Raw genomic sequence first — 25165 nt, forward strand, 5'->3', positions numbered from 1 at the left:
AAACCAGTCCATCTGTTCGGTAGCGCTCATGATCCTCGTGGTGGTATTGGGCTCAAGGGGTTTTGGGGGCGGCGGGGTTAAGGTTGGGGCCGCATGGGGCTCGTTATACCACTTCCAACCTTGCGGGTTGGACGAGGCTTGGGCGCTGAACGCGCCCATCACTCCCAACATCAGGGCGACCCTCACCAAAGGGGTCGAAAAAGAGGGCATCACGTTATGGATCTCCTAAAGCACTGGATAACCGATGTTGAATTTCTTGGCTAGACGGCAAGTGGGTGTTGCTGTTCATCTCACCAAAGAAATCCGAGAAATCGATATCTTCAAAGTTAATTTGCTGCATCTGCTCTGGGGTGATCGCCCCGCAGATGGGCACCTTAGCGGTGCCCAAGCTCAATCCCAGTTGGTCGCGCGTTCCTTGCTCTTGAATAATGCGCGCCAATAAGCTGTCGAACACGCAATAGGTTCTCTTCTTGCGTAAGCATTGCCCGAGCACTTTTTCTGCGCAGTAACTGCCGAGATAAATGGTCAACTTGTCATCTTTCGCTTTACCCAGGGCTTTTTCTTCTTCGCTGCACTGAGCGAGCCCCACATCGGTGCCCCAACCGCCATCTTTACAGCAGTCCGAAATTCCGAGCATTTTTTTAGTGCACTTCTGACCTTGCCCAGTAAAGATGAGAGGCGGATCACCGAGCCCTTCTGCCGCTTTGGCCAGCGCCGCTAAAGCCGCCGCCGATTCATTAAAATCACTGGAGGGCTTAGGCGTGCCCGCATAGCAATCACCGTCGAGACAAAAACTTTCTTCGCCACAGGTTAAGTTGGTGGCGCTGCAGCGCTTCTGTGGGCAGGATTTTTTGAGCTCTTCCTCGATGCACACGCCTTTTTGTTTGGCACTGCAATGCGTCGCGGTGGTGGTGCAATCGGTCGGCAGCGCATTACACGTATTGTCCCGCGTGCATTGGTGGTTAACTTGGTACTTCCAGCAATCGAGCGTGGTGGGCACGCCGTTAATACGGCGTGTGCCTCGCCCCTCTACACAGGTTTGGGACACGACTTGACACTCACTTAATAGGTTGCAATGAGTGGTCCAACGCACGGTATTTTTGATGCAGTTTCCGCCTGAAAGCGTGAAGTCAGAGCTACAACTCAGTGTCGCAGCAACAGTGGTGTTAACAAGTTTACAAGCCTGTCTTCCTTGTCCTGGCTTTAAATAATGGCCTCCGTAATTAGCCCAAGTTGAAGTGCGAAGGTGGTAACGGGTACCCTCCCAGAAAATGAAGGCAGAGCCTTGCGTACCTACTTGGAAGCCATACTTGATTCGTCCATAAAAACTCTCATAACGGCAATCTTCAGTTGGTATCACGCATAACCTCCCTTGAAGAGTTCCTCTTGAGCAACTGTAAATCACAGGAGACGTGACCGCGGTGAACGTCGGCATTTTAGTGCAAGGCACGGTGTTATTGGTCGGTTGACGACACACTTTGGGAATGTCATCGATGACGCATTGCGTCGCGTTGTCACAATCCACGTATTGATTGGATAAGCCATGAGATATCTCATAAGCATTATCCTGGACCATGAGCGCAAATTCATACGCGGGGTCGCTTTTCACATCCGGTCGGCCTTTATCAAAACGGGTTTGCACGGCTTGCGCCTTATCATTGGACTGATAATGAGTGCGCGCGTTCGCGTCCATATTGCCGTCGTTCAGCTGAGCCTGCTCTGGGTTACGCAGATCATTGTCACACCCTTGCCCCGCGCAGTAATCCCCCACATCGAGCTTCCCCTTCGCCGTTGAAGGGATATTTTTCTGCGCGCTTTTCACCCAATCCACATTGTCGTAATAATGGTCGCCTTGGCTTGCGAATGCGCCGCTAACGATGGCCAGGCTCGCGATCAATAGAACGTGTTTCACGGCTGCCTCCTTAAGACGGCATTCACCACCTCGGGATTGTCACCACGGGCCAATTGATTCAGCGCATCGGGGATCGAGAGGTTGCCTTTAATGAGGTCATAGTCCGTTTCATTGCACGGCTGCTTGGGTAAGCACTTGCCGGGTTTTACCGCCACAAACGTTGGCACTTCAGTCACCGAAAAGGTCCGAAACCACTCAGGGTTAATGGCAAAACCACTTTGAATGGGTTGGTCTGGTTGATGGGTTTTCAGTAGCGATTGAATGCGCCTTGCGGTCGCCGGAAAACCGCTTGGCAACACACCGCGTATCACCAAAGGCACTTGCCATTGCTCACTTTGTTTTAAAAGCGCGCGCAAGGACGCCTCTGGCATGGTCAAAGACACAAACACCATGACCCCCGTTGGGGCAGCTTTGGGGTTTTGCGTTGGCTCGGGAATATCAATGACGCGCTTAAGGTGTTGGGGTTTGAGCTTGTCTTGCCAAAAACGTGCCATGGCTTTCGCATCAGATGCTATCTCATCGCTGGCGCGTTGCTGGGATTGAAGATGACGTTCGAGCTCTGACGGCATGGCTGTTTGCACCATTGTTTTTTCAAGCTCGGTGAACGCTTGAAGCTCTTCTTGAGTGTACGCGTGACACAGCGTCGCCGCGCACAAGGCAGCCGTGGCGACTAGGGAGTGCAAGGGGGACATAAAAACCTCAAATAAATAAAAGCTCCACGCAAGCGTGGTACTCCTTTTGACGGGGCAGGTAAGCCTACCCAGCCAAAAGCGAGCTCAGGTTAAAGAAACACGCAATTGCGCTTACGCCACTGAACGTAACCGAAGTTATCGCCCGTAGTGGGGTTATCGTGGCCCATTTCCCAAATGGTGGTCGTCGTGGTGTAAGGGTGACACCATGCGGCATCCGTGATCGGCGCGCTCATTTGATAGCGGTATCGAGACTTGGGTAAGATTGGCGTCGGGTACTGGTAACAGACCGCCCCATCTTCGCCACGCGTCTCCCACACCATCCCTTGCCGGTGCAACTTGTAATTGAGCCGCTCCATAATGAGGGTGCCCGCTTGTATCGGGGTGTCTCGATAGTTGGTGTTGCCCGTTAACGGGTAAGCGCTGCCTTGAGAGCCCAAACACCAAAACAAAAAATCAAACGGGAGCACCACATTGGTCGTGGTGGCAATGGACTCCGGTACGCACGCTAACTGCGCAATGGGGTTACCAAACAAAATCGCTTCGGGGTTTAAGATAAACGCCAGCTCGTCGTCATCCCACAGAGGGTCGACCTCGGTCAGGTAGGCCACATCAAAGTTATCGGTGGCCATGCACGCCGCCGATTGCATCAATTGCAGCCAGTAGATGAGGGGGTATTTGTACCAGTGCGCGTGATAAAACCCGCCATCACTCGAACCGGAATCGCGCGCGGTGGTTCGACCGCCGAGTTTTTGCTGATTGGCGCCGGCCAGTTGCATCCCCATATTGACCATGCAATAAGGCACCCGCGTCACATCGGTCAGCGCGTACGGCTCCCAATAACCAATGTTTAACCCAATTTGCATGAAAATCGGCGGCGGTTTTGGGCAAAACGAGATCGGCATTGTGGGGTTGTTGGTGTCAGGGTAAATGGATGGAATGAGGGGTACAGAGCCCAGCGTCATCGGAAATAGGCAGCTCCAACACACGTCGGTGATGGGGTTGATAAATCGGCTGACGCACGCGGGCCCTCCGGCCTTCGCGGTCGAACTGACCAACAGTGACCCACACAGAGCAAGTAACCCGAATAAAGTGCGGATTTTCATGGTGACTCTCCCACAACAATGTGTTGCACATCAAACTCTTGAACGCGCCATGCGTGCCCCGACTGCTCGACAAGACTGGGCACCGCTTGGATGTGAAGCCGGTCGCTGAGCGTCCCTTGTTGGTCGAAGTACATGCGGGTATTGAATCGTTTGGCCGCCTGATTGGGGCTGCCACCGGTTAAAATGTAGCGAAGGGGCTTGGCATGCTCTAGGTTGGCCACGAACTCGACTTGCTTGGCATCGCGCGCATCAAAAAAAACCAGCACGTTTGAATACTCAAACTGCGGTAATTTTGCGCCCGTTGGCCAAGTGCGGGTATCAAAGGGATTCACTCGCGTCCCCGCTTTGGCAAAGACTCGCCCCTGGACATCGGTTAAATCCTTGGGCACCGTGATGCTGGGATCCACCAAAAACGTTTTGGGGGTGGTCGTGGTCGATAAGGAAAGCGGCGGCGGCGTTTCCACGCTTTGTTTCACTTGCTCAGCAAACTCGGTTTGCATTTGCTCAAGTTTGCCCGTTTTCTCAAAGTGTTTAAGCCGCGCCTCTATCCACGTCAGCATGTCGATTTCCCCAATCGGGAACGTCGGTCCCATTCGACCTAAGTCCTTCGCCACCGCCCCTAACGAAAGCAGCAGGGCGAAGACCATCATCAGGTGTCGCATACTGACTCCTACGGCTCATAGCGCTCAACAATGGCACGTTGGATGTGCGAGGTGATGTCCGGTGTGCCACCGACGACCGCGGCGCTGACCAACACCACTTGCCCTTGCTCAGTGGCATAACGCGCCACTTCTTCGTTCATGACACGGGCAAAGTGCGCCAATTTATCCGTTTGCTCCGGCAGAGAAAGGGGGGATTTCAGCAATTCTTTATGGTATTGGTCGAGGGTGCTTTTTACGTCCATGCTGACTAAGGGAGGCGGCGACTCCAACGCTAAGGTGGTCACCACCGAGGAGGCAATACTCACGCACGCCACGGTAAATAGGCCATGTAAATCAAACGTCATAGGAAACCCCTTGTGCTTTTTGTTGAAGCGCTTGCTGATAGTCGGCGATTTCTTGACCGTAGAAATGTTGCGCGGTCGCTTCTATCGCTTCGATACTCGGCATGCCTTGTTTCACTAAGTTTTCGCAGTATTCAAATTCGGTCGCTTCGGTGCTGTAGCACGCTCGCGTAAACGGATCGGAAAACACGCGGTGATAGGTGGTGTGGCCACCGGCTTTGATGCGCACGCAGCTGTACCCAGCGTCCCCAGCCCGTGGGAAACTTTTGATGATCCCTTGCTCCATTTCGTTGAACGCCTTGGGGTTGTCTTGCAAAAACTTTTCAAAGCCTTCGCCTTGGCGCAGCGTAATGTGAATGTCGGAATTATCGTAAGAGGCGCGCGCTTCTTCGTTCACAAAAAAGTCCCCAATACCTTGGGTCACCGTACAAAATGATCCCCCAAATTTACGCGCGGTTCGATAGCCGGTGTTAATGAAACTGCGCGTCTGGGCGTTGGTGCCTGACATCAAGCTCCACGCCTCTTCGATGATGCACATTTTGGGGGTTGAGCGAGAGCCTGAGAGGTACATTTGCTGGTTGATGGACACAATCAGCGCAAACACCACCGGACGCAGCACATCTTCAGGGAACCCTTCAAGCTCTAGGGTGGTGATATCCACCGTGGGGTCGAGCATTGAAGGTTTATTGAACGTGTCGCCATAAATGCCCTTTGCGCAATATTTATTCAGTTGTACGGCGATGTCTCGAATACGGCGATCGTGGCCATGTTCATCGGCCAACGTAAACAACTGCGCTTGGACGTCATCCACAATCGTTATGGTGCCATTGTCCTCCCACGCCCGTAAAATGGCGTCACCCAGCACCGCCATCTGATAGCCTTCCAATTCAGCATGAGGCGACGCGATGGTCGCGAACAAGGCGGTGATGTTGCTGAGCGCTTCTTTCATCGGGTCGACGTTCTCTCCGTCGACCGGCTCGTGATGCGCGCTGTTTTTGACTTGTTCTAGATGGGTAAACGGATTAAGGAAAATATTGGTGTGATTGAGGTAGGTGCCCCCGAGCATCAAGGTGAGCTTTTTGTAACTGTCCCCTTTGTCGAGGATCCAACACTTCCCCCCTTTGGCGTAGACGCTGCGCACCAAGCCCTGGGTAAAAAAGCTTTTCCCCGCCCCCGAGCCGCCGGTCAAGGCGATGTTTTTGTTGTCACTGCCACAATGAAAGGGGTCAAAAAACGAGATTTGCCCGCGCATCGTCGGCAGCAACATGCCACTGACCAGGCGTTTAAAATCGAGCACCATCGGAAAGAAATTGACCACGTTGGCACTTTTTAACGTTCGGACGCGACCCGCTCGGCCACAATCCTCCCACACGCCTTCGCTCATTAAAAACGGCAGCGCACTGAGCACGCTTTGACTTTGCATCATGATTTGCTCTTTGATGTCGAGTCCCGTGGCCGAAAACGCTTCTTTGGCCGATTGCACGTCGTGGCGCTGCTGCGCTTTATGGGTAAACAAGGTCAAGTTCAACACCATCGAGCACACCGAGGTCGCTTTGTCGGCCAACCCCTTTTGCAAGGCCGTGCGCTCTTCCAACTCTTCACCCGCGGTGGGTGAAAACATGGCCATCGGGGATTTCAGTGTTTTGGTCAAATCATTAATTTTCTTGTTGTTCTCGTGCTCAAAATTCCCCGTGACGTTGTGACGAAAACTCAACGACAACACATGTGGGCACGTCAACATGCGCGAGACATTACGAATCGACGCAAACGCTTCGGGCATCGCGTACAACCGAAAGTCGGTGGGGGCTCGAGAGAGTCCCATGCACACGGTGCGCCCGCGCGTCTCTTGACCGAAAGGATTGGTGTGACGCGTGGCAATGTGATCCCGTTTGATGATCATTTCGGTATCCGGCGACAGCACTTGGCGGTTGATCGGGTCGAACGGGTTGTAGTCACGCTCAATCGGACGGTCTTGCTTGGCATCAAAGTTCAAGAGATCACCCGCAAAGGTAATGAGCCCTTTGGGGTCGACCCGCGCGGTCTCAACACCGAGTTGCAACAGCGCCGTTTCCATCGCCGCGCGCACATCATCCAACTTGTCGGTCTTTTTCTCTTTCGTTGACACGAAGAAATACGCGTCGTAATCGCGTAAATCAAACTTATGTCGCTGACGATGGAAAAACCCTTTCGCCGCAGAAAACCCCGCGTAGCGCACTTCTTCTTCGGCTAAGCGCTGGCAAATACCGCCTCGCTTGGCCATGATGTCCCCATTGGCTTCTAAGTAATGCGCGACTCGATTGTGACCAAACATCGACAATTGATAATCCCACTTATCGCCTTGAGGGAAATCCATCACCATCTTGTTGAGCGATATCACCAATTCGTCGTTGGCCCCACCAAGCACCGTCAGCTTAAGCGCAAAGCCATACGATTTTCGGTTATGAAAGAGTTGAGTCTGCGCATCAAAGTCGCGGTACGGCAATTCATGATGGAAGTGGTTTTGATGCTGATTGGCGTCGGCGACTAAACCACCAAGCCCCAACGAAGGTTTACGTTTCAACAGTTGACTGAGCATGCTTAATCCTTCCAGATGGCATTAGCGGGACGCCCAGACCAACGACTTTCATCGAGTATCACGTAAATATCCGTGGTGTCGACGTAATGCCCGAGCGTGTCCGTGAATGGGAAAATGGTGATCTTTCTCACCGTATCTTGAGTGCGCTTAGGCACCCCTTGACGATCGCGCCGTGGCAACGTTAAGAACACATTGTCAGGGGCCGCCTGCGCCGCAGACACTGGGGAGGTCCCCATCGGTTGGCGCCGTATCTCATCCATGGTGGTGCAACCGGATGTGCCGCCCACCTGCGTACAACTGAAATCTTCGCCCAGGCCTGCCGCGCAGCCACCGAGCAACAAGGGTAAAAACACAATGAGTTTGTGCATGACGTTTCCTTATTTTTGACCAAACGGCGACGACGGCACTTGGATGCCTTGCGCGCTGATTTGGTTCGCTAATGGATTCTGAGTCACGTTGCTGATCACTTCCATGAGTTGATTCGATTGAGAGGACTGCTCTTGGGCTTGGGCCTGTTCATACTCGGCCGCTTCCAGCGGATCGAGCGGGAACCCCTCCAGAAAGACGATGTTGACCACCGAGCCTGGATTGATTTCAACAATGGGGTGATACATCTCTGCCAGTCCGATGTAGTAATCGGCCAACTTCGCGCCCACCGACGCGGTGGCATTCCCCAACAAGTTGAGGCCAATGTCTTGGCCAGAGACGCTGCTCGTTGAGCCAAGCGCCGAGGTAGACGTGGTTTCCGACAAACCTTTACCGGCTTCCCCAAGCCCCGTCAAAATGCCAGAGATACCGGCCATCTGTACTACTTTGCCATTTTTTAAAATGGTGGTACCGCGAATGCCGTTACGACCAAAATTGAACACCGTGCCTTTGACCGCCACGTCCAAAATGTCTTTATTGTCGAAGATACAACTCATGCGGTGAGTCCGAACAATGCCCCGTGACGACGAGATTTCCCCGTAGGTCGCCCCTGTGATGGTGCAATCTTTGAGTTTGGAGGGCTTACCATTGGGTAAGATGCCGTTGTTCAAGGTCTGAAAGACCATGGGGGTGGTATCGCCTTGCCCTAAAACGCCCGCATTCGCGTCCGCGCCGCCCGTCACGACCGCCGTGACAAACGTGCCCGTCGGGACATAATTGTCCGTGGTTCGGCGGGGCGCTTCAGCCTCTTCCTGCCACGAAAAATCGGTGCTATCAAACTGATGCTGAGCAAAGGAGCGCTGCTGGCGTGGGGGGTAAGCCAGCGTGTCGAGGTTGGGGTTGTTGTCTGAGGAAGGCAAAGGCCGAGGAGGGAGCCTCGCTTGTCCAAACGTCTCATCGCCACCCACCAGGGGATACGCAGCCTCACCGCCATCATTGAACCCATCCACAGGCGGTGAAGCCGGGCTTTGCATCGCCTCCATCTTCGCTTTCAGCTCGTCCACCGTGCTTTGCATTTCACGTCGCACCTTGTCTTCCACCAACGACGCCGTATCCAACTTGGCGCTGCGGATACGCTGCTCGGTCTCTTTCTTAAACCCTTGCATCTTCCCTTTCAGATCGCGCATCTCTTTGGTGAGCGTGGCAATCAACATCTGTTGCTGAGTGAGGGCCGACTGGTTGTCTTTTTCTGTGAAGCCTTTATCCACGATGGCCCCAAACTCCACCGCTGTCGTGGGCGCCACTTTGACCGTTTTAGGACGGGTGTACTGGTACACCCCAAGGACGGCCAACACGAGAAACAAGACAATCACGGACGTAATGTGTTGATTGCGCTTGGTGGTCTCGGCGTTGATGTCTCCGCCATGGTCAAAATCGCCCTCTTTATCGCTAAAAAAGCGCTCTCTGAATTTATCGAACATCGCTCACCCCTCCACCCGTGATCAGGTAAAGCTGAGTGCGTTCATTGGGGCCAAGCGTTAAACGGTCGAGCGCCGCACTGCGCGCCGCGTAACTGTAAAACTGCGCCGTGGTCAACGTGACGGTCTCATTAGAGCGGTTTTGGACCTCGTAAATGATCCCCGAGTAGTCTTGCCCGACAAACACCACTTGCGGAATAAGGGGTAAAGCGCCCTCGTCAGGCGGTAACGTTTCAGGGTCGACCGGATGCACCGTGAAACCGGAAATTGGCGTCCCATCGAATTGCCAATGCATCATTTGCTTGGTGAATTCGGCCAGCGCTGAGGGGTAATCAAACGCACGGTCAAACACTGAGGGTTGTTGGCGCTCTCTGTCCGAGGGTAAAAACTCTGTCACTACCGACGGCGTCGCTTTCGGGCTAACAAACAGGGAGAAGACTCGCCCCTTACTGGTCGTGACGTGAACATTGAACGGCAATTGAATGTTGATTTTCAGCGACACCGAGCCTGTCTTATCCTTTTGATTAGCGGTCGTGGTACAAAAGCCACTGGGGCAGGTGATGTTGACGATTTTATCGTCCTTGACCATCAAACGGTTGATGTTAAGGGAAGACAGGGTGACGGGGATGGTGTCCCCATCGTTAAAATCAATTTCTCGTTTCGCCACGTTGTCGGCCTGCGATAACGGGCTTGATAAGGCCGCCAGTAACGGCACTAAGGTCAGCAGGCGTTTCACGAGGGTTCTCCTTCTCTTTTAATGCCAATCAGCTCCAGCACCCCATGGGGGTACGCCATTTGCACGACATACGTGACTTTCTCAGGCGCTAAGTCGCGGTCACCCACAGACTTGTAGAGCGTGCCGGTCTGTTTAAACTGCATCGTTCCCAACGCCACTAAGGCGCCATCTTTATCCGCCACAAATCGACTGGAGATGTTGCTGGTCGTGATTTGTTGCGCGTCCGACAGCAAGGTCGGTTGGACGGCCGACCAGGATTTAGCGGGCACATAATCGAGCAGTAACCCGTATTGACGGGAGACGCTGGCGGGGGTGATGTCGTATTTCAGGTGCAAGAAGTAACTGCCCATCAACATCAAATACGATTCATCCACGTCGCCATTGGACACCGAAAACGCTTGTGAGAGCGTCGGCGGAACCAGCGTTCGGCTCTCTTTGAGTGAGAGATAGGTCAACGCCGCCGCGAGCACCACACAGGCGAAGCTGGCGGTGAAAAAGCCCACCGCCAAAAACACGTTGAGCATCTTACTCATCGCCAACAGGTCTTTTTTGTTCGAAATTTCCATACGACTCCTTAAGACAACCAATAGCGTTTAATCGCCGGTGGGGTATGTTTGAACAGCATTTGATTAATCGAAGCGCTGCCCCACCAATAAAGGGCGTAGGCGACGATGTGTTCACCGTATTGCGTTTTTATGTACCTCAATCCCATAAACCAAACCGCCGCGAGGACAAAGCCAATCGCGTAGTGTTTGGCAAAAAAGCCAAGCGCAAAGATGCATACAGCAGGAAGGAGCTCTTCTCTTGGAAGGCCGCACAGGCGTTTGCCTGAATTGAGGTATTTAGGGATCGCGTAATACTGCGCTTTATTTTCCATGTCATCGCCGCCTTATGATTACGCTAAGCCAACCAGTGGCTTCACCACCTCCCAGAACATCATTCCGCCTGCAAAGCCGCCGACGGCGCCAAACCAGTTGCGCGATGTAATGCCGACCACCGCTGCGCTGAGCGCGGAAAAGCCGAGCATCGCGGTTTCAATACCCGAATCATCGCCCGCGGTTTCTTTCACCATGTCTTTACCCGTGGCAAATAAGTCAGCGGCAAGAGCAGGCTGGACCAGGGCAGCCGACAGGATGGCCACGCATGCCAGCCATGGCAGGGGTTTAAGAGGTGTTTTTTTGACTTGCATAGGAAAGTTTCCTTGTTTTTAAGGTACTAGGACACCGCGAGGCGGCGCCAAAAAGCGACCAGCCGAAAGACCGGAAGAGTTTACTCACGCGGTTAAGCGCAAAAGAGAATAGATAAAGGAGGGTTTCCCCCCTTATTATCTCCTTGCCGGATAGACAAGAAGGCGTGGTATTTTTAATGCGGTTTGGCTTTTCAATGATCACTGACGGTAGATAGGACACAGAGTGTTTTGGGCGAGACGCTTATAAAACTGACTCCCCAGTGAGTTAAGTGTTGGCATCACTCACAGTTTGACTGTGAACAGACGGTTTTCTATGCCGTTTTTAGGGGCAAAATCTATGCCTGCTCAGTGAGCATTGAAAAACGTTTACCCTATCCGCTGACGCGGTACTCCCTTTGTCTCAACAAGAGGCTTCGCCTCGTTATCGCAGCCAAAAGCGAGTGAATGGCCAAGCCTAGCGCCCGGTGGTTGCTCAGTTAATTGAATTTTCTCCTGTGTTGTTATGCTTGTCCGCTGCGTAGAGCGCGGTTTGCGCGAGAACTCTATACGTTTGGGATAACGCGCCTTGCTCGTCTTGTGTTAAACGCTCCCCGTTGGCAGGAATAGCGGCTTGCTCGATGACACCAACCCAAAACTTAAGCTCTTGAATGACGGTCATTTTTGATTTCATGGGTTCGCTCCTCTGCGTGGTTTATTTTCGTTTTCTCCAAAGCCCACTGTAGAAATAGGCTTTGGAGATTGTCTCTACCTGACCGCCGAGACAGTAGGCGGGGCTTATTCACATTTCGGGTCATTCACACAGTTCAGCCATACCAGCTTATGCACTTCCATTATCTATAGGTCATGCATCCGGTCGCCGTAGCGGTCAATAAGGTCTGTTTCAGTGAATTACTGTCCTCCGTCACTGGTTTGCTCGGAGTGACCCACACAAAACAAGTTCCGTGTTAAGTCGTTCATGGCGCAAGTTGTTAAAGAGCAAATCGACAATCGTTTTGATGTCATTGATCCCATTCGGGGATCTTTTTTTTGGAAAAAATTATGGTTTATCTTTGGGTACTTCCCAGTTCACACCGAACACATCAAGGTGGTGCTCTAGGCGAGCTTGGGCTTCCGCGCGTTTTGTACGGCGATTGTGAGCCGTTGAGCTCTCCAGAATTTGGTTATGTTTGCCTGAGAGTTTCACGTTGACGTGTGTACCTTTAGGGCTGGATGATTTTTGGCTCAAAACGGCGTCGCTCATTGCTGCTATTTAACATAATGAATATAATGCGAACCACTTTAAAGTTTTGAAAAATAAGAAAATAATTAATTTAATGGTGAGGGTATGGTTAAGAATTAAGCGGTTAGATAAATATAAAAACTATGAAGTTTATATAAATAAAGTATAATATGTGATTAGATATCACAGATTATAATGAAGTCATGTAAGTTATTGATATAACTACGTATAATATTCATTATGTAAAACGATTTTGTGAAAGTGTGATTTAAGGCTTGAGCCCCATAAAGTAAGTGCGCTATAATTAGTGCAGATTCTTAGAGTGAAAAGTGCATTACATAGCACGCTACTACATAGTTTTCTATGTAGTGTATTTTTTAAGAATTGAGAGTGTGTTAGGGGTGAGATCCTAACTATATAGCATTCGCAAAGCAGCCGTTCGCCCGCTAGTGAACGGCTTTTTTGTGCCTGAAATTTAAGCATTTGATCTTTCTGACGATCTTGTGTAAATTGAAAGCTCATTGTTTGGACTCTCAATCCAAACAACCCAAAAATCTAGCGGAATCAAAACATGAATCAGACCATTGTGTCTTGCCTATGGCAAGCAACCCTCAGACTCCAGACCTCAGTAATAACCGCATTGACATCAGATCCTCACATTCTGATCTGGCTCGGTTATGGCTTAGAGGGCGAGTCTCATGTTTGTAGATAACCTTGCACCAGCGTTAGCCAAATCCCAATACGACAAAGCGTACCGTTTGATGCGTAAAGCGCGTAAGCGTGAACTCATTAAGATGCACCATGAAGTGCTCAATCCTAAGCCTGCTCAATCTGAGACTGAGCTTGACCAGGACGATTACGCTATCGGCTTTAAGGCTCGACGTTTGCTTCGTAGTGGTGACGTGGTCAATCTTCCCCACGAGTACGCTTTTATCTTAAAAGCGTGCCAAGAGTTTATCAATAATCCACAACGGTTTCCTGCGCTATTCGCTTGGGGAGGCGCGGCTATCAATAACATCCAGTGCCGAACGCTGATTGCCAAAGTCTTAGCTTGTATCTTACCTAACACGGATTTGATTGGTGGCCGTATCGGTGTGCCGACCGAAGCCGGTTTGAAAACCATCAGCTATGACCAACTCCAGGAAGACTACGCGTTACGTTGGGGCGAGTATATCTCACCGAAGTCGTTCGCTAAGGTGATTCGATACTTGCAACGTGCGACTTACTTGTACAGTGAGCGCATTAATGTGTGCGTCGATGATGCCGAAGGTACAGTGCGCAGCGCAGCGGCTTACAAGCAATTCACCGAAGCTTTCTTTAGAGACATTAAAGTGGTGCGCTATCCTAATATTTGCGAGTTGATTATCGCCTCACGCAAACGCATGGAAAAGAAAGGCTTGCGTTTTGACTGGCTAAACTTCCGTACCATTGCTTCTGGCATTCAGGAGATCTACAACGCGACGCGCTGTAATGATTTTGCTAAGAACGTGGCCAACCTGTTCATAGCAACGCCCCACCACTCCCCTTCTCCACACTAGCTATAGAGAGGTATCCGCTTAACGGCGGAGGGTTTTGCACGTCTGTAGCGCATTTTTGGTTAAAGATTCACCAACCCTTCCCGTGTTTACCAAAGTCTAACCTTTATGCTCGTCCCCTACCGATCGTTTTGAATCGTCTTTTCATGTTAAATCTAAAAGGGGGTGCAATAAAAGAGTATAAGGAAAGAGCACAAAGATGGCATTAAAAAATGGACTGCGGTTATGTGTACTCCGTAGTTAAACTTCGTATATAAATAAATATTTAAGTAAACATTAGATAAGAAGTTAAGGTTCACTCTGGCTGCTACATACTTGTATGTAGAGCCAGTGTGAAGCCGACAAGCGATAGCGCGTCAGTCTAATACCCAAGTCTAGCTTGATCGATCCTACAACAACAGTCGCTTCGCTCCATGGTACCAACAGCCAGCATTAAACCAGGATGAATTAAAAAAGAACAACGCCATCGCTGGCTGCGCTGGATCTTTCTTTTGTCATTCGACAGGAAACTACTGAGCATATACATAAGATTTAGTGGAACCACCAAAATAACCACGAGTCAAATCAACCAACAACGTACATCTTACTCGCTTCGCTCGCGCATTCTAGCAAGGCGAAAGGCCATTTTCGTGCCGTTGGTATGATCTATTCATTAAACTTAATCTGGAGGATAAGTCCTTATCTTACTCACTTCGTGAGCGCGTTCTGGTATTCGTCGCACAGCGACTCATGGGACTGAAAATGACAGGGTAACTATCTTGATTTTCTGCGAAGATATTAAAGGTTGATCTGTGAATAGAGCTTACAAAAACATTGGTGATCACAATCATTATAAGGATTACTCTAGCTGATAAATGCCCCATTATTAGCTTCACTCGGCTTGTTCCTTTCTTACAATTCAGCATAACAATTCATAAGTGCCCATCCTTTGAAGGTTAATTAGCTTTTTTAGCTAATTTTGCTAAAATCTCCAGCGGGCACTATGAATCATATTGAGTACATTATGAACAAAATGATTAAAGAAGAAATTAAAAAAGCACTTGCCTCAGCTCCACGGAACGGCTTTATGGCAGAGTTGCACTTGCAGTCGATTAAATACGCTGATGAGCTTCAAGACATCACAGCGAAAGAGTTTTGTGAAGAGGTTGGCCTCAAGCCCAGCTATGGCACCGAATTTAGCAAAATGAGAAACCTTACAAGCCGATTGAAACAAGCTGGCTTAGACGTAGACAAGATTTGAGGATCTAAGATGCCTATTTTGAATTGGCTTAACAAAGACGAAGCTGTAACGACGGCTAAAAAATGCACCTACAGGCTGCTGGAAGAAGTAGCAGAATTCTCCTATGGTGATGCCGAAAATGAAAATTTACTAATTCAAGGTGATAACCTTGAAGCGCTTAAAGCTTTGATTCCTCATTATGCAGGGAAAGTGAAATGTATATTTATCGATCCTCCTTATAATACTAGAAGTGCTTTTGAGCACTACGATGATAACCTTGAACACAGTCAATGGTTATCAATGATATACCCGAGACTTGAATTGCTAAGAGAATTGTTATCTGAGGATGGTTCTATCTGGATAACGCTAGACGACTCAGAGATGCACTATTGCAAAGTCATAAGCGATGAGGTTTTCGGAAGAAATAACTTTATTGCATCGATGGTATGGGAGAAACGAAAGACGAGAGAAAATCGCCGAGTTTTTTCGTTTAATCACGATCACATTCTAGTCTATGCCAAAAATAAGCCAAAATTCGAGGCTGTCCGTAATCCCCTTCCAATGACGGATGAGATAAGAAAACGTTACAAAAACCCAGATAATGACCCGAGAGGTGACTGGCAGTCAATTTCTGCACTAGCACAGGCAGGTCATGGCACAGCAAGTCAATTCTATACTCTCACCACTCCTGGCGGGAAAGAGGTTGAGCCGCCTAAAGGGAACTGTTGGCGTTATTCAAAAGCCAAAATGAACCAGGAAATTGATGATAATCGAATCTGGTTTGGAAAAGATGGCAATAATGCTCCCCGAATTAAGAAATTTCTGTCAGAGTCAGAAGACAAGGGGGTTACACCGGAAACATTATGGAAAGCTGATGAGGTAGGAACTACAGATACAGCTAAGAAGCACGTTAATACAGTCCTTGATAATGTCACATTCGACACACCAAAACCAGAAGAGCTACTCCATAGAATTATTCACATTGCAACAAACACAAATGACTTAATATTGGACTCATTTGCTGGTTCAGGCACTACCGGGGCTGTTGCACATAAAATGAATAGACGTTGGTTAATGGTTGAAATTGGGGATCATGCTCGATCTCATATCGTACCGCGATTAAAAAAGGTTACCGATGGTGAAGAAGGAGGAGTATCACAAGCTCTAAGCTGGACCGGAGGTGGAGGTTTCCGCTTCTACAAGCTAGGTGAAGCCGTATTCGACGAATATGGTTGCCTGAATAGCGATATTAAGTTCCCAACATTGGCATCACATATCTGGTATTTGGAGACAAAAACACCACTCGGTAATAAAACGGATACCCCATTGCTGGGTGTTCATAACGATACCGCATACTACTTGCTCTACAACGGCATACTAGGTGATCGTCGTCCGGCAGGTGGCAATGTACTAACAAGCAAGGTACTCAACAACTTACCAGACATCGACAAGCACGAGCGCATCGTGATCTACGGTGAATCCAGTCGTTTAGGCGAGGCTCGCTTGAAGCAAGCGAACATCACGTTCAAGCAGATCCCATATGACGTCGGCACTCTTTGATAAGGAATCCACAAAATGTTTAAGTTAAAAGGTTATCAACAACGTGCCGTTGATGTGATGCAATCTTTCCTTTCTCACTGCCTAAGCAGTGACAGTGTAGAAGATGCGTATAAGTTAGCATTGGAAGAGCAAGAACTCCCCCTCCATGCCTATCGTGATTACGGTTTCGAGCAAGTACCGTATTTTTGTATGCGTATCCCAACGGGTGGTGGTAAAACCGTTCTTGGTTCGCACGCTGTTGATGTCGCCGCACGTCATTACCTAGAGACCGAAGCCCCGATTGCACTGTGGCTAGTCCCAAGCATCACTATTCGCGAGCAAACGGTAGAAGCACTGAAAACACCGGGCCATCCTTATCGTGAAAAACTTGATGCCGCTTTTAATCGCCAAGTACTGGTGCTCGATATTGATGAAGTGACTCAAATTAGGCCACAAGATTTAGGCAACAAGGCCATTGTGGTGGTATCGACCCTAGCTAACCTGAGAGTTACCGACACCTCTGGCCGCAAGGTGTACGCTTATCACGAAAACTTTGAGCCTCACTTTGCCAAGATTTCTGCAAACCATCCTTCTTTACCGCTCTTAGAGACGGTTTCTGAGGCTGAGGTACAAGAGAACGGATTAAGTAGTCGTGAGATCGGCAATATCAAATTCTCTTTTGCCAACCTATTAGCATTGTATCGGCCAGTGGTGATCGTCGATGAAGCTCATAATGCTCGTACCAGCTTAACCTTTGATACTTTACGACGAGTGCGCCCTGCTGCTGTCATTGAGTTTACCGCTACACCAAACACCACTAACGCAAACGGAAGTAACGTCCTATTCCATGTCTCGGCAGCCGAATTGAAAGCCGAAGAGATGATTAAATTGCCGATTGTTTTGACAGAGCATCAAAACTGGCAAGATGCTGTTCAGGATGCAGTGATCACTCGTAACAAGCTCCAAGCCGACGCACAAAAAGATGAGGATTACATCCGCCCTATCGCTTTGTTCCAAGCTGAAAATAAGAAAGGTGATGTTACGGTCGAGGTACTAAAAGACCACCTGATGAATCAGCTAGGTATTGATGAAGATAAGATTGCTGTAGCAACAGGTAGCCAACGAGAGTTAGATGGGATCAATCTGTTCGATCAAAATTGCCCGATTGAATACATCATTACTATCGAAGCCCTTAAAGAAGGTTGGGATTGCTCCTTTGCCTACGTATTTTGCTCGGTGAAGCAAGTATCTTCTAGTAAAGATGCTGAACAGCTACTTGGTCGTGTACTGCGTATGCCGTATGCCAGCCGTCGAACCATTGAAGATTTGAACCGTGCTTATGCACATCTTGCTACGTCGAAGTTCGCAAAAGCAGCTCAAGAGCTGACCGATAAGCTCATCGCTATGGGCTTTGAAGAAATGGAGATCGCTGCATTTTTACGAGAGCAGGCTCCGACGGGTGGTCAAGGGGAGCTATTTGGTGGTGAGCCGGAGCAAAATAAAGCAAAACCGACACCACCTCCCTCTATTGTTGTAGAGGTTGAGGATCTACCAGACCTAACAGAGCTTTCCGAGTTAGAGAAAAAACAGATCACGATGACTCGGGATGAGCAAACCGACACCGCAGTGGTCAAAGTGACTGGCGAAGTATCACCAAGCATACAAAAAGCGCTAACGAAGCACGTAAAAGCGGGTAAAAATCGTAAAGCCTTCGAACGTGATATTCGAGTGCATAATCAGGCTATTGAAGCTACGAAGGCACCATCTGAACGTGGTGAAAAATTTGGTTCTCTTCCTTATCTGTGCATGATGGAACAGGGCGAGCTGGAGCTAGTTGAATCAGAAGTTTTCCTGCACGCACATAGCTGGAATCTGCTCGACTACCCAGCAGAGTTAACCAACTTTGTAATGAACGAGACCAGCAATAGTTTTGCGATTGACATGGATGGTAAGTCTCTCACTTACAAGGTTGCCGATCAAAAGGAAGTCATCGCTTTTAACCAAGGCTTTATTGATGTTACTGAGCAAGATCTCGTCCGCTGGCTGGACAGGGAGTTGCGACAACCAGATGTGCTGCAACATCAGCTTGTTGGCTTCTTAGGTCGCCTAGTCAAAACTTTGCTTCAAAAGCCTAACTTGACCCTTACAGCTTTGGTTCGCAATAAGTTCCCATTGGCCCGTGCTATTCGAGATCTCATCCGCTTGTACCGCAAACAAGCTCAGCGAGTTGGATATCAAGCTTGTTTGTTCGGTGCTGAAAGTACAGCGTGCGTATCTGATGAATTCATGTACCACTTCGAGCCGAGCCATTACCCGTCTCGTCCACCATACTACTCTGGTCGCTACAAATTCCAGAAACATTACTTTCCGCAGAACCTTATTGAGGATCTGAAAGCTACAGGTGAGGAATACGAGTGTGCTAAAGCCATAGATGGCCTGCCGGAGGTAAAACACTGGATTCGTAACCTGGTACGCCGAGATCAAGCTTCATTCTGGCTGCCACTGGCTCATAACAAGTTTTACCCAGACTTTATATGTGAGCTTAGCGATGGTCGAATGCTAGTTGTTGAGTACAAAGGTGAAGCTTATGTAACTAATGACGACTCAGCGGAAAAACGTGCTATCGGTGATAAATGGGCAGAACTGAGCAATGGGAAATGTCTGTTCATTATGGCCGTTGAACAAGACGGGCAAGGCCGCGATGTTCGCCAGCAGATTCAAGCGTTAATTTCAAAGTAAACTGAGATATCTGTAGTTATTTGAGGAGTCCTTTACTTGGACTCCTCAATTTTTGTGACTAAATATGCAAATGCAAAATAAGCGATGAAACTGATTTTTGTCCATTTATCATTTTCGACTTGGTTAGTCGCTTGGTTAGCACCAAGCGACTTTGTCATATGTTCGCATTTTAGAGGGCTATGGCGCATTGGATCTTTCGCTGAAATACCCCCTAAAGCATTCTGAAAGTTAATTTCTGAATTTTACTAAATGTTAAAAAGTTGTAACTCGCTTTGATTTCACCTGTTTTGTTGATCCTAATACTCAAAATAATCAGTTTTCTCTAAATTAATGATACTGACTCTACATGTAAGCATATAGCTGCTAACAAGCACGGGTATAGCAAAACTAGCTAAAGAGCTAAAATGTATCTATCAAGGTTGTAGCGCGAGGCGCAACACGCTATGATATCTACATGATAAAATCATTTAAGCATACAGGTCTGGAAAAGTTCTTTGTTAAAGGGACTGCTGCGGGTATCCAAGCCAAACATATCAAAAAGCTAAGGTTACAGTTAGCTGTAATCAATACCGCAATTGTTATTGCTGATATCAATAAACCTGGCTGGAGACTACATCAGCTAAACCCAAAGAAAGATGATATTTGGGCTATTGATGTTAACGGCAACTGGCGCGTTACGTTTCAGTTTAGAAATGGAAACGCTTTTATACTCGACTATAGGGACTATCACTAATGATGATGCACAACCCTCCACATCCGGGCGAACTAATCCACGATGTGTACCTTGAACCGTTTAACCTTAGTTCTAGAGCCGTAGCCAAGAACTTGGGTGTAAGTCCATCTACTTTCAACCGCATCGTGAAAGGCCAAAGCTCTATCAGCCCTGAGATGGCACTAAAGCTACAGATTGTACTGGGCGGAACTCCTGAGAGTTGGTTAGCGATGCAACACCAGTATGATTTATGGAAAGCAAAGCAGACTATTAACCTCAAGGCTGTTAAAACTATAGATTTTGACCAGCTAGCTTTGGCTTAGTCAGATTAGCAAGTGATCATTGGGCTCTGAGCTGCGCTAGAGAAGATATTGCAGAGGCTCGTAGAGTTATAAACATTTTTTTAATCCTAACTACTCCCCCTAATGATCGCTCTAGTCAGACTGGACACTGAACTTAAGTGAATTTTCCATACTTGATTCATTCGCAATAATTGAATTAGTGCGCACCCAAACACAAACCAACCTTTTTGCTAGAGCCATTAATCATTGTTGCAATGGTTAAGAGGCTCTTTTAATAAGTGTTCATTAAGGTGTGATTTCTCGTTGATTCGGTATAGTTTTTGGTTGAATTAAAAAGATGTTCATTTAAGCGGGGAGCGTACTTAAAAGCGTCACAAACTTACCAGAAAGTATGGAAGCATTGCCTTGTTCAAGTGTCCGAAACCTTTGCTATGAGTGTTTGAGGCGTTCTGAGTGCTGTTTCTGACAACAAACTCGCGGATTTTACATAAGAGGAATAATGAACACCTAATTTGTTATTCGTTATTTGCTGATTTTTATCCGCTGTTAAGGGAGGCGCTTTTCTTTTTTCAGAGTGGTTTAAATAGTTCAGCTTCAGCTTCAGACTCAAACGAAGTTAGCTTGTAACCATGCTCTGTAAAGTTAGCTTCTTGATTTGGCTTAGATATGAACCCTATTGCTTCGATCCCTAACACTAAATATTGATATTGTTGCTCTTTGTAAAATTCAAAGTATTCAGGAAGGTTTGAATGTACTCCTGCGTTATCGATTTTTGGGTTATGACTCCAATCTGTTGATTAATAGTAAAACTCTCGTTCGATAAAGGTTCCTATGACCTTATCGTGCATTTCTTCTGCTCTGGAGAAACCGATAGTTTTTCGAACGAGTCGCTTTAAGCAAGTTCTCAGGGTGAGATTGGTTCGTTCTATCCTTTGCGTATACCGCTTACCGATGATGTGTTTTTCTCTCGGTTAGTTCGCTGAATAAACACGGTAGTCATCTGTACAATAAAAAGGAATGGTAAATTTCGATAGAAGACGTTGTAGTTTATTAAATGCCTCAGTGTCTCTTCTACCAAAAGCGTGGGCAATTATGCGTTTATATCTAGGCTCCCAAGCATACCAAAGCCAACGTTGATTTTTCTTATTACTAACAAACGACCATTGTTCATCGACCTCACATATCAACTCAATGTTTTAGCGATAACGCCAGGCTTACTTGCTTCGTAAGCATCGTCGAGCTGAAAAGTACGCTGACAATCGAGGCATCGAAAAAGTTGATAGCCCGCAGCGCCTTTACCATGCTTTCGAACGGCATTGATCTGACTGAAAAATCGACAATTAACCTGAAGTTTTACTCGTGGCACTTTTCTCAAAAAGTGCCAGCTAACTCAGATCTGCCCCAAAAACACTTAGAATGAATACTCTACAGGTTCTACGAGGGGGGGGGGCTACTAAAAGTTATCTGAAACCGGTGTTTTTCAAGGTAGTTGTCTAAATTATACGCGACAGACTGTTCTAACCCTGATGATAGATGTTATCTTATTGATTTGTCGTTGAAGATTAAAAAGAGAGAAGACATTATTTTCTCATAAAATACGAACAGTCATCGTAAAGAAAGCGTTATGTATCCGAGTATATGCATCAAATGTGCATTCTAGTAGAATGCTGAAAGATTTGATTTAGTAGAAGTGCCAATGCCTAGTAAAGTTGTATCTCTTGCGGAATACCGGGAACGATTAAAAAAAGAAGAAACCAGAGTTGCATGGGCTAATTTCCCACCAGTTTTCATCTTTTGCCCTCTTGGTTCGGCTAAGGAGCATGAAAGGTATGAGGATGCAAAGAAAAATGGTAGCAATGACGCAGCATTGCAACTAGTTAAAGATATTGTTCCTTTAGAAAAAATTGAAGAACTACGAGCTGTTGTTGAGGAAAGTAGTGCCTTGATACTCCCTGTTCATGCTATTGAAGAGTTTGGCACCAATAAGATTCCAGCGGCTTTAGCTTATTATTTAGCTGCAACTCTAAAGCTTGAGTTTTGCGCTGATATCGTTCAAGCGAATAAGCCACAAAGAACAGATAAAGGTGCATTTTATCGTCTGTCTCAATATCCTTTCTTCGATGGGGATGTACAGCAAGGCGGTAATTATGTTATCTTGGATGACACTTTATCGATGGGTGGAACTTTAGCTTCACTTAGAGGTTACATAGAGAATAAGGGTGGTCACGTTATATTGGCAGTTGCCTTGACGGGACACGAAGGAGCTGCTTCACTTAACATCAAAGAAGCGATGCTCAAAGCTATACAGAAAAAGCACGGAGACGAACTTGATGAATGGTGGAAAAGCGAAGTTGGCTTTGGTGTGGACAAACTCACACAAGGTGAAGCAGGACATCTCAAGAAAGCCCCAAGCGTTGAAGAAATCCGAAATAGAATCCTTGCGGACAGACCTGAAGAATAGTTTTTCAGATTTTGCACGACTCGATTCTGAGTTAGCAGAAGCTTAATAGAGTTATGTTGATCCAAAGCCCACGTTTATACGTGGGCTTTTTTGTGTGAACGATACATAACAAGTAAGGATTAAGGTGTTGTGCAGCCAACACTAAATCCCGAGTGTTGAACGCTTTAAAAGTAAAAGGAAGGTTCAGTGGTCGAAAAAATAACACATGTTAAAAATCCTCTAACAGTTATTGCTATGTTTGCTGCAATCGCAGAGATTAGCGGAACAATAGTCTTGCCATTTGTGGATGTAGCCCATCAGGGCGTATATATTTGGTTTCTAATGTTGTTTCCAACATTATTGGTAGGCGCTTTTTTTGTGACGCTGAACTTAAATCATAAAGTACTCTACGCACCTTCTGATTATCAGAATGAAGATAATTTTCTTAAGTTATTTGGTTACGCAGAACCTCAAGAACAATTAAGCAAAATTAAAGAAGATTTGATCGAAGATGGTGTTGACGTAACACTAAACTCAGACAGCGACCGAATATCAAAAGCCATTTTTGCAGAAAAACTGGTCTTAACCTCACTATCTAAGAAACTCAAATTGTCATTTAAACCCGACGTAACATTTCGAACTCCCTCGGGCAGAAACATCTTCTTTGATGGTGTTGCTGTCGATGGGACTTATGTTCACGCTATCGAAACAAAACTGGTTTCCAATAAGTCTGGAGTCAAATCAAGAGTTAAAAAAGTACTTGAACAGGCTCATCAATTACATGAACAATGGCAAGGTTTTGATGCTAGAAAGTTGGTTTTTCATTTGTATCTTGTGCTTGATTCAAATGAAATCAGTGAGCATGAGGTGAAGCGTCAGGTTGAAGAGATCCAAGAAAACTACCCAATTCGTTTTAAAGCAGAGGTTGTGAGACTAAGCGAACTCAAGAATGAATGGCAGTTTTGACCACAATAAGGCTAAGAACTACAAAGTGGATTATTTAAAATGACAGAATTGATTGAAAAAATAGGTTTTATTGCTCTCGGGGTGTTGATTTCAGGTGCTGCTTATTTGATTAAAAGGAAGATCGAGTCAAAACCAGAGGTAGAGCAGCTTGATAAACACCAGAAAGTTCTGGATATCCACAGAAAGATGAGTGAATAAAAACTTGATATAGCTAGTTTAAATGCGTTTGCTCAATTGCTTACTGCAAAAAACGATTCTGTTCAAAATCATGTGCAAGTACTTCATTCTGATTCAGTTGCACATCTTACTAATGTAAGAGGCGAACATTTTACTCAAATCGAAATGAATCAGCTAGCTCTTGAAAGTTACTCCAGAGCAGTAGACAAGTTAAATGCTGTGTTTGGTGTTTTGAAATCTAAGATAGATAGCGACCGTATCCAATTCTACGAGAAAAGCCAAATCGACTGGGAGGCATATAGCGAAGCTCAAGCACGTGCAGTTGCTAGTTTCTACCAAGGTGGTTCAATTTACCCGCTAATATATCAATCAGAATTAGAAACTTTGATACATGAACGCATCGCTCATTTGCAAAGTGACTTAGATGAGCTGATAGCACTTGGAAACTGATAACTTAACGTAAGTGCAAGTAATACGCACCTAAACCAACCTTTTTGTTAGTGTGATCACTCATCGCTATAGCTAATCACACTAACTTTGCCATACCTTATGTTGTCCATGACTTGCTAATTTAGCAAAGGCGCTGGCAAATAAATGTCCAGATCCTTGCTGGCGGGGCGACTTAACTCATAAATGCCCCATTGTAAGCTAGACCTTTTACTCATTCACATCCTGTTTATGGGCTTTTCCCTTACTAAAATTTATCAATTCTTCAATGCAGTTCGCCGTGAATCCCCGTGTTGTATCACGGGGGTAAATTCGACCAATCTATCAGCGCTAATAGAACCTTTCTTTTCTTTTAACATGCGATTAATATGAGTATTGATTAATATCACTAATTTAGAAACGAAAAAAATGATAACCTATCAGTATCTTATCCCTTAATTTCATAGTTAGGACTTCTGAGTTCTACATAAGCGAAGTAAAAATGAACAAGTCTATAATAATTGGTTCTTTAGTCATTGGCGCTTCTATAGTTGCTAGTCCATTCATTTATAACTCTGTAAAAAATGCTCAGAGAGTAGAACAAAAACAGAAGATGGACGTTCAATTAGAGATTACTGACGTCATTGGCTTAGAACAAGCTGCAAATATATATAAAAATGCCAAAGGAAAGTGCCCTCGTAAGGCTTCTGATATGGTTGGCGTGACTATCAAGCGTGAGCCAAAAGATCGTTTAGGTTTGGAATATGAGACAGAGGGTGACTGTAGATTTAGGTCTTATAAAGGCATTACATCTGACAACATATAAACAATACAATT

26 protein-coding genes and 1 pseudogene are annotated in these 25165 nt (G+C 47.0%); 12 read left to right on the forward strand and 15 right to left on the reverse strand.

From position 1 onward, the window contains the following. Positions 1–229 (forward strand): hypothetical protein (locus tag AB6E51_RS20980; protein ID WP_372140114.1); only part of this gene is annotated, 229 nt, incomplete at its 5' end. Here the strand turns inward: AB6E51_RS20980 and traN are convergent. The 14 genes from traN to AB6E51_RS21050 all read right to left on the reverse strand — a co-directional run bounded on the left by traN (position 215) and on the right by AB6E51_RS21050 (position 12294). Beyond that, complete coding sequence (gene traN, locus AB6E51_RS20985) at positions 215–1912, reverse strand: type-F conjugative transfer system mating-pair stabilization protein TraN (RefSeq protein ID WP_372140116.1); 1698 nt, start codon at positions 1910–1912, stop codon at positions 215–217. The two genes, AB6E51_RS20980 and traN, sit on opposite strands and share 15 nt — an antisense overlap. Then, positions 1909–2604, reverse strand: coding sequence for a type-F conjugative transfer system pilin assembly protein TrbC (trbC, locus tag AB6E51_RS20990; protein WP_371706888.1), 696 nt, complete (start codon positions 2602–2604; stop codon positions 1909–1911). Before trbC ends, traN begins: the two co-directional genes overlap by 4 nt. A gap of 89 nt (positions 2605–2693) precedes the next feature. Further along, positions 2694–3707, reverse strand: coding sequence for a conjugal transfer pilus assembly protein TraU (gene traU, locus AB6E51_RS20995; RefSeq protein ID WP_016787188.1), 1014 nt, complete (start codon positions 3705–3707; stop codon positions 2694–2696). Continuing rightward, positions 3704–4369, reverse strand: a complete 666-nt coding sequence (gene traW, locus AB6E51_RS21000) for a type-F conjugative transfer system protein TraW (protein WP_372140118.1) — start codon at positions 4367–4369, stop codon at positions 3704–3706. The genes traU and traW overlap by 4 nt, the downstream gene beginning before the upstream one ends. 8 nt (positions 4370–4377) lie before the next feature. Then, positions 4378–4713, reverse strand: a complete 336-nt coding sequence (locus AB6E51_RS21005; RefSeq protein WP_016790714.1) for a TrbI F-type domain-containing protein — start codon at positions 4711–4713, stop codon at positions 4378–4380. Next, positions 4703–7285, reverse strand: coding sequence for a type IV secretion system protein TraC (gene traC / locus AB6E51_RS21010; RefSeq protein ID WP_016799713.1), 2583 nt, complete (start codon positions 7283–7285; stop codon positions 4703–4705). Before traC ends, AB6E51_RS21005 begins: the two co-directional genes overlap by 11 nt. Positions 7286–7287: 2 nt before the next feature. Next, positions 7288–7653 carry a type IV conjugative transfer system lipoprotein TraV gene (gene traV, locus AB6E51_RS21015; RefSeq protein WP_016790712.1) on the reverse strand — a complete coding sequence of 122 codons (366 nt, stop codon included), beginning with the start codon at positions 7651–7653 and terminating at the stop codon, positions 7288–7290. A 9-nt stretch (positions 7654–7662) separates the two neighbouring features. Beyond that, the gene (locus AB6E51_RS21020; protein WP_016799712.1) at positions 7663–9132 is read right to left on the reverse strand and encodes a TrbI/VirB10 family protein; all 1470 of its coding nucleotides are present in this window, start codon (positions 9130–9132) and stop codon (positions 7663–7665) included. Next, the gene (traK, locus tag AB6E51_RS21025) at positions 9122–9865 is read right to left on the reverse strand and encodes a type-F conjugative transfer system secretin TraK (RefSeq protein ID WP_016799711.1); all 744 of its coding nucleotides are present in this window, start codon (positions 9863–9865) and stop codon (positions 9122–9124) included. The genes AB6E51_RS21020 and traK overlap by 11 nt, the downstream gene beginning before the upstream one ends. Continuing rightward, positions 9862–10431, reverse strand: a complete 570-nt coding sequence (traE, locus tag AB6E51_RS21030; protein WP_016786999.1) for a type IV conjugative transfer system protein TraE — start codon at positions 10429–10431, stop codon at positions 9862–9864. Before traE ends, traK begins: the two co-directional genes overlap by 4 nt. An 8-nt stretch (positions 10432–10439) precedes the next feature. After that, positions 10440–10742, reverse strand: coding sequence for a type IV conjugative transfer system protein TraL (traL, locus tag AB6E51_RS21035; protein WP_016799709.1), 303 nt, complete (start codon positions 10740–10742; stop codon positions 10440–10442). Between the two features lie 18 nt (positions 10743–10760). Next, complete coding sequence (traA, locus tag AB6E51_RS21040; protein ID WP_016790706.1) at positions 10761–11054, reverse strand: type IV conjugative transfer system pilin TraA; 294 nt, start codon at positions 11052–11054, stop codon at positions 10761–10763. Positions 11055–11526: 472 nt separating this feature from the next. Next, positions 11527–11724 (reverse strand): hypothetical protein, encoded by a 198-nt coding sequence (locus tag AB6E51_RS21045; RefSeq protein ID WP_016799707.1) that lies wholly within the window; start codon positions 11722–11724, stop codon positions 11527–11529. A 366-nt stretch (positions 11725–12090) separates the two neighbouring features. Continuing rightward, positions 12091–12294, reverse strand: coding sequence for a TraY domain-containing protein (locus AB6E51_RS21050; protein ID WP_171763005.1), 204 nt, complete (start codon positions 12292–12294; stop codon positions 12091–12093). Between the two features lie 677 nt (positions 12295–12971). On the opposite strand from AB6E51_RS21050, the gene AB6E51_RS21055 reads away from it, so the two are divergent. The 6 genes from AB6E51_RS21055 to AB6E51_RS21080 all read left to right on the forward strand — a co-directional run bounded on the left by AB6E51_RS21055 (position 12972) and on the right by AB6E51_RS21080 (position 20340). Beyond that, positions 12972–13811, forward strand: a complete 840-nt coding sequence (locus AB6E51_RS21055; RefSeq protein WP_372140122.1) for a hypothetical protein — start codon at positions 12972–12974, stop codon at positions 13809–13811. A 1000-nt stretch (positions 13812–14811) separates the two neighbouring features. Continuing rightward, a complete protein-coding gene (locus tag AB6E51_RS21060) occupies positions 14812–15048 on the forward strand; it encodes a transcription factor (RefSeq protein ID WP_108745471.1) in 237 nt (78 codons plus the stop codon). Positions 15049–15057: 9 nt separating this feature from the next. Then, entirely contained in the window at positions 15058–16587 is a 1530-nt protein-coding gene (locus AB6E51_RS21065) for a site-specific DNA-methyltransferase (protein WP_372140124.1), read from the forward strand. A 15-nt stretch (positions 16588–16602) separates the two neighbouring features. Next, positions 16603–19305, forward strand: coding sequence for a DEAD/DEAH box helicase (locus tag AB6E51_RS21070; RefSeq protein ID WP_372140126.1), 2703 nt, complete (start codon positions 16603–16605; stop codon positions 19303–19305). A 454-nt stretch (positions 19306–19759) separates the two neighbouring features. Beyond that, positions 19760–20038, forward strand: a complete 279-nt coding sequence (locus tag AB6E51_RS21075) for a type II toxin-antitoxin system RelE/ParE family toxin (RefSeq protein WP_016790697.1) — start codon at positions 19760–19762, stop codon at positions 20036–20038. Next, positions 20038–20340, forward strand: a complete 303-nt coding sequence (locus AB6E51_RS21080) for a HigA family addiction module antitoxin (RefSeq protein ID WP_016768481.1) — start codon at positions 20038–20040, stop codon at positions 20338–20340. Before AB6E51_RS21075 ends, AB6E51_RS21080 begins: the two co-directional genes overlap by 1 nt. A gap of 776 nt (positions 20341–21116) precedes the next feature. On the opposite strand, the pseudogene AB6E51_RS21085 reads toward AB6E51_RS21080, so the two are convergent. Next, positions 21117–21685 (reverse strand): annotated as a pseudogene (locus AB6E51_RS21085) (IS1 family transposase). A gap of 330 nt (positions 21686–22015) precedes the next feature. On the opposite strand from AB6E51_RS21085, the gene AB6E51_RS21090 reads away from it, so the two are divergent. From AB6E51_RS21090 to AB6E51_RS21110, 5 genes are all read left to right on the forward strand, one after another. Further along, positions 22016–22780, forward strand: a complete 765-nt coding sequence (locus AB6E51_RS21090; RefSeq protein ID WP_372140129.1) for a hypothetical protein — start codon at positions 22016–22018, stop codon at positions 22778–22780. A 186-nt stretch (positions 22781–22966) separates the two neighbouring features. Further along, positions 22967–23725 (forward strand): hypothetical protein, encoded by a 759-nt coding sequence (locus tag AB6E51_RS21095; protein ID WP_372140131.1) that lies wholly within the window; start codon positions 22967–22969, stop codon positions 23723–23725. Between the two features lie 39 nt (positions 23726–23764). Further along, the gene (locus tag AB6E51_RS21100; RefSeq protein WP_372140133.1) at positions 23765–23923 is read left to right on the forward strand and encodes a hypothetical protein; all 159 of its coding nucleotides are present in this window, start codon (positions 23765–23767) and stop codon (positions 23921–23923) included. Positions 23924–23959: 36 nt separating this feature from the next. After that, on the forward strand, positions 23960–24352 hold the full coding sequence (locus AB6E51_RS21105; RefSeq protein ID WP_372140135.1) for a lysozyme inhibitor LprI family protein: 393 nt from the start codon (positions 23960–23962) through the stop codon (positions 24350–24352). A gap of 478 nt (positions 24353–24830) precedes the next feature. Further along, positions 24831–25154 carry a hypothetical protein gene (locus AB6E51_RS21110; RefSeq protein ID WP_372140137.1) on the forward strand — a complete coding sequence of 108 codons (324 nt, stop codon included), beginning with the start codon at positions 24831–24833 and terminating at the stop codon, positions 25152–25154. Positions 25155–25165 lie beyond the last annotated feature (11 nt).

The organism is Vibrio sp. 10N.247.311.47 (genome assembly GCF_041467535.1).
In the GTDB taxonomy this organism is placed as follows: domain Bacteria; phylum Pseudomonadota; class Gammaproteobacteria; order Enterobacterales; family Vibrionaceae; genus Vibrio; species Vibrio crassostreae_C.

Coding starts and splice junctions, on each gene's coding strand:
- trbC (WP_371706888.1), bottom strand. CDS start 2,604: ATGTCCCCCTTGCACTCCCTAGTCGCCACGGCTGCCTTGTGCGCGGCG.
- traU (WP_016787188.1), bottom strand. CDS start 3,707: ATGAAAATCCGCACTTTATTCGGGTTACTTGCTCTGTGTGGGTCACTG.
- traW (WP_372140118.1), bottom strand. CDS start 4,369: ATGCGACACCTGATGATGGTCTTCGCCCTGCTGCTTTCGTTAGGGGCG.
- AB6E51_RS21005 (WP_016790714.1), bottom strand. CDS start 4,713: ATGACGTTTGATTTACATGGCCTATTTACCGTGGCGTGCGTGAGTATT.
- traC (WP_016799713.1), bottom strand. CDS start 7,285: ATGCTCAGTCAACTGTTGAAACGTAAACCTTCGTTGGGGCTTGGTGGT.
- traV (WP_016790712.1), bottom strand. CDS start 7,653: ATGCACAAACTCATTGTGTTTTTACCCTTGTTGCTCGGTGGCTGCGCG.
- AB6E51_RS21020 (WP_016799712.1), bottom strand. CDS start 9,132: ATGTTCGATAAATTCAGAGAGCGCTTTTTTAGCGATAAAGAGGGCGAT.
- traE (WP_016786999.1), bottom strand. CDS start 10,431: ATGGAAATTTCGAACAAAAAAGACCTGTTGGCGATGAGTAAGATGCTC.
- traL (WP_016799709.1), bottom strand. CDS start 10,742: ATGGAAAATAAAGCGCAGTATTACGCGATCCCTAAATACCTCAATTCA.
- traA (WP_016790706.1), bottom strand. CDS start 11,054: ATGCAAGTCAAAAAAACACCTCTTAAACCCCTGCCATGGCTGGCATGC.
- AB6E51_RS21045 (WP_016799707.1), bottom strand. CDS start 11,724: ATGAAATCAAAAATGACCGTCATTCAAGAGCTTAAGTTTTGGGTTGGT.
- AB6E51_RS21050 (WP_171763005.1), bottom strand. CDS start 12,294: ATGAGCGACGCCGTTTTGAGCCAAAAATCATCCAGCCCTAAAGGTACA.
- AB6E51_RS21055 (WP_372140122.1), top strand. CDS start 12,972: ATGTTTGTAGATAACCTTGCACCAGCGTTAGCCAAATCCCAATACGAC.
- AB6E51_RS21060 (WP_108745471.1), top strand. CDS start 14,812: ATGAACAAAATGATTAAAGAAGAAATTAAAAAAGCACTTGCCTCAGCT.
- AB6E51_RS21065 (WP_372140124.1), top strand. CDS start 15,058: ATGCCTATTTTGAATTGGCTTAACAAAGACGAAGCTGTAACGACGGCT.
- AB6E51_RS21070 (WP_372140126.1), top strand. CDS start 16,603: ATGTTTAAGTTAAAAGGTTATCAACAACGTGCCGTTGATGTGATGCAA.
- AB6E51_RS21075 (WP_016790697.1), top strand. CDS start 19,760: ATGATAAAATCATTTAAGCATACAGGTCTGGAAAAGTTCTTTGTTAAA.
- AB6E51_RS21080 (WP_016768481.1), top strand. CDS start 20,038: ATGATGATGCACAACCCTCCACATCCGGGCGAACTAATCCACGATGTG.
- AB6E51_RS21090 (WP_372140129.1), top strand. CDS start 22,016: ATGCCTAGTAAAGTTGTATCTCTTGCGGAATACCGGGAACGATTAAAA.
- AB6E51_RS21100 (WP_372140133.1), top strand. CDS start 23,765: ATGACAGAATTGATTGAAAAAATAGGTTTTATTGCTCTCGGGGTGTTG.
- AB6E51_RS21110 (WP_372140137.1), top strand. CDS start 24,831: ATGAACAAGTCTATAATAATTGGTTCTTTAGTCATTGGCGCTTCTATA.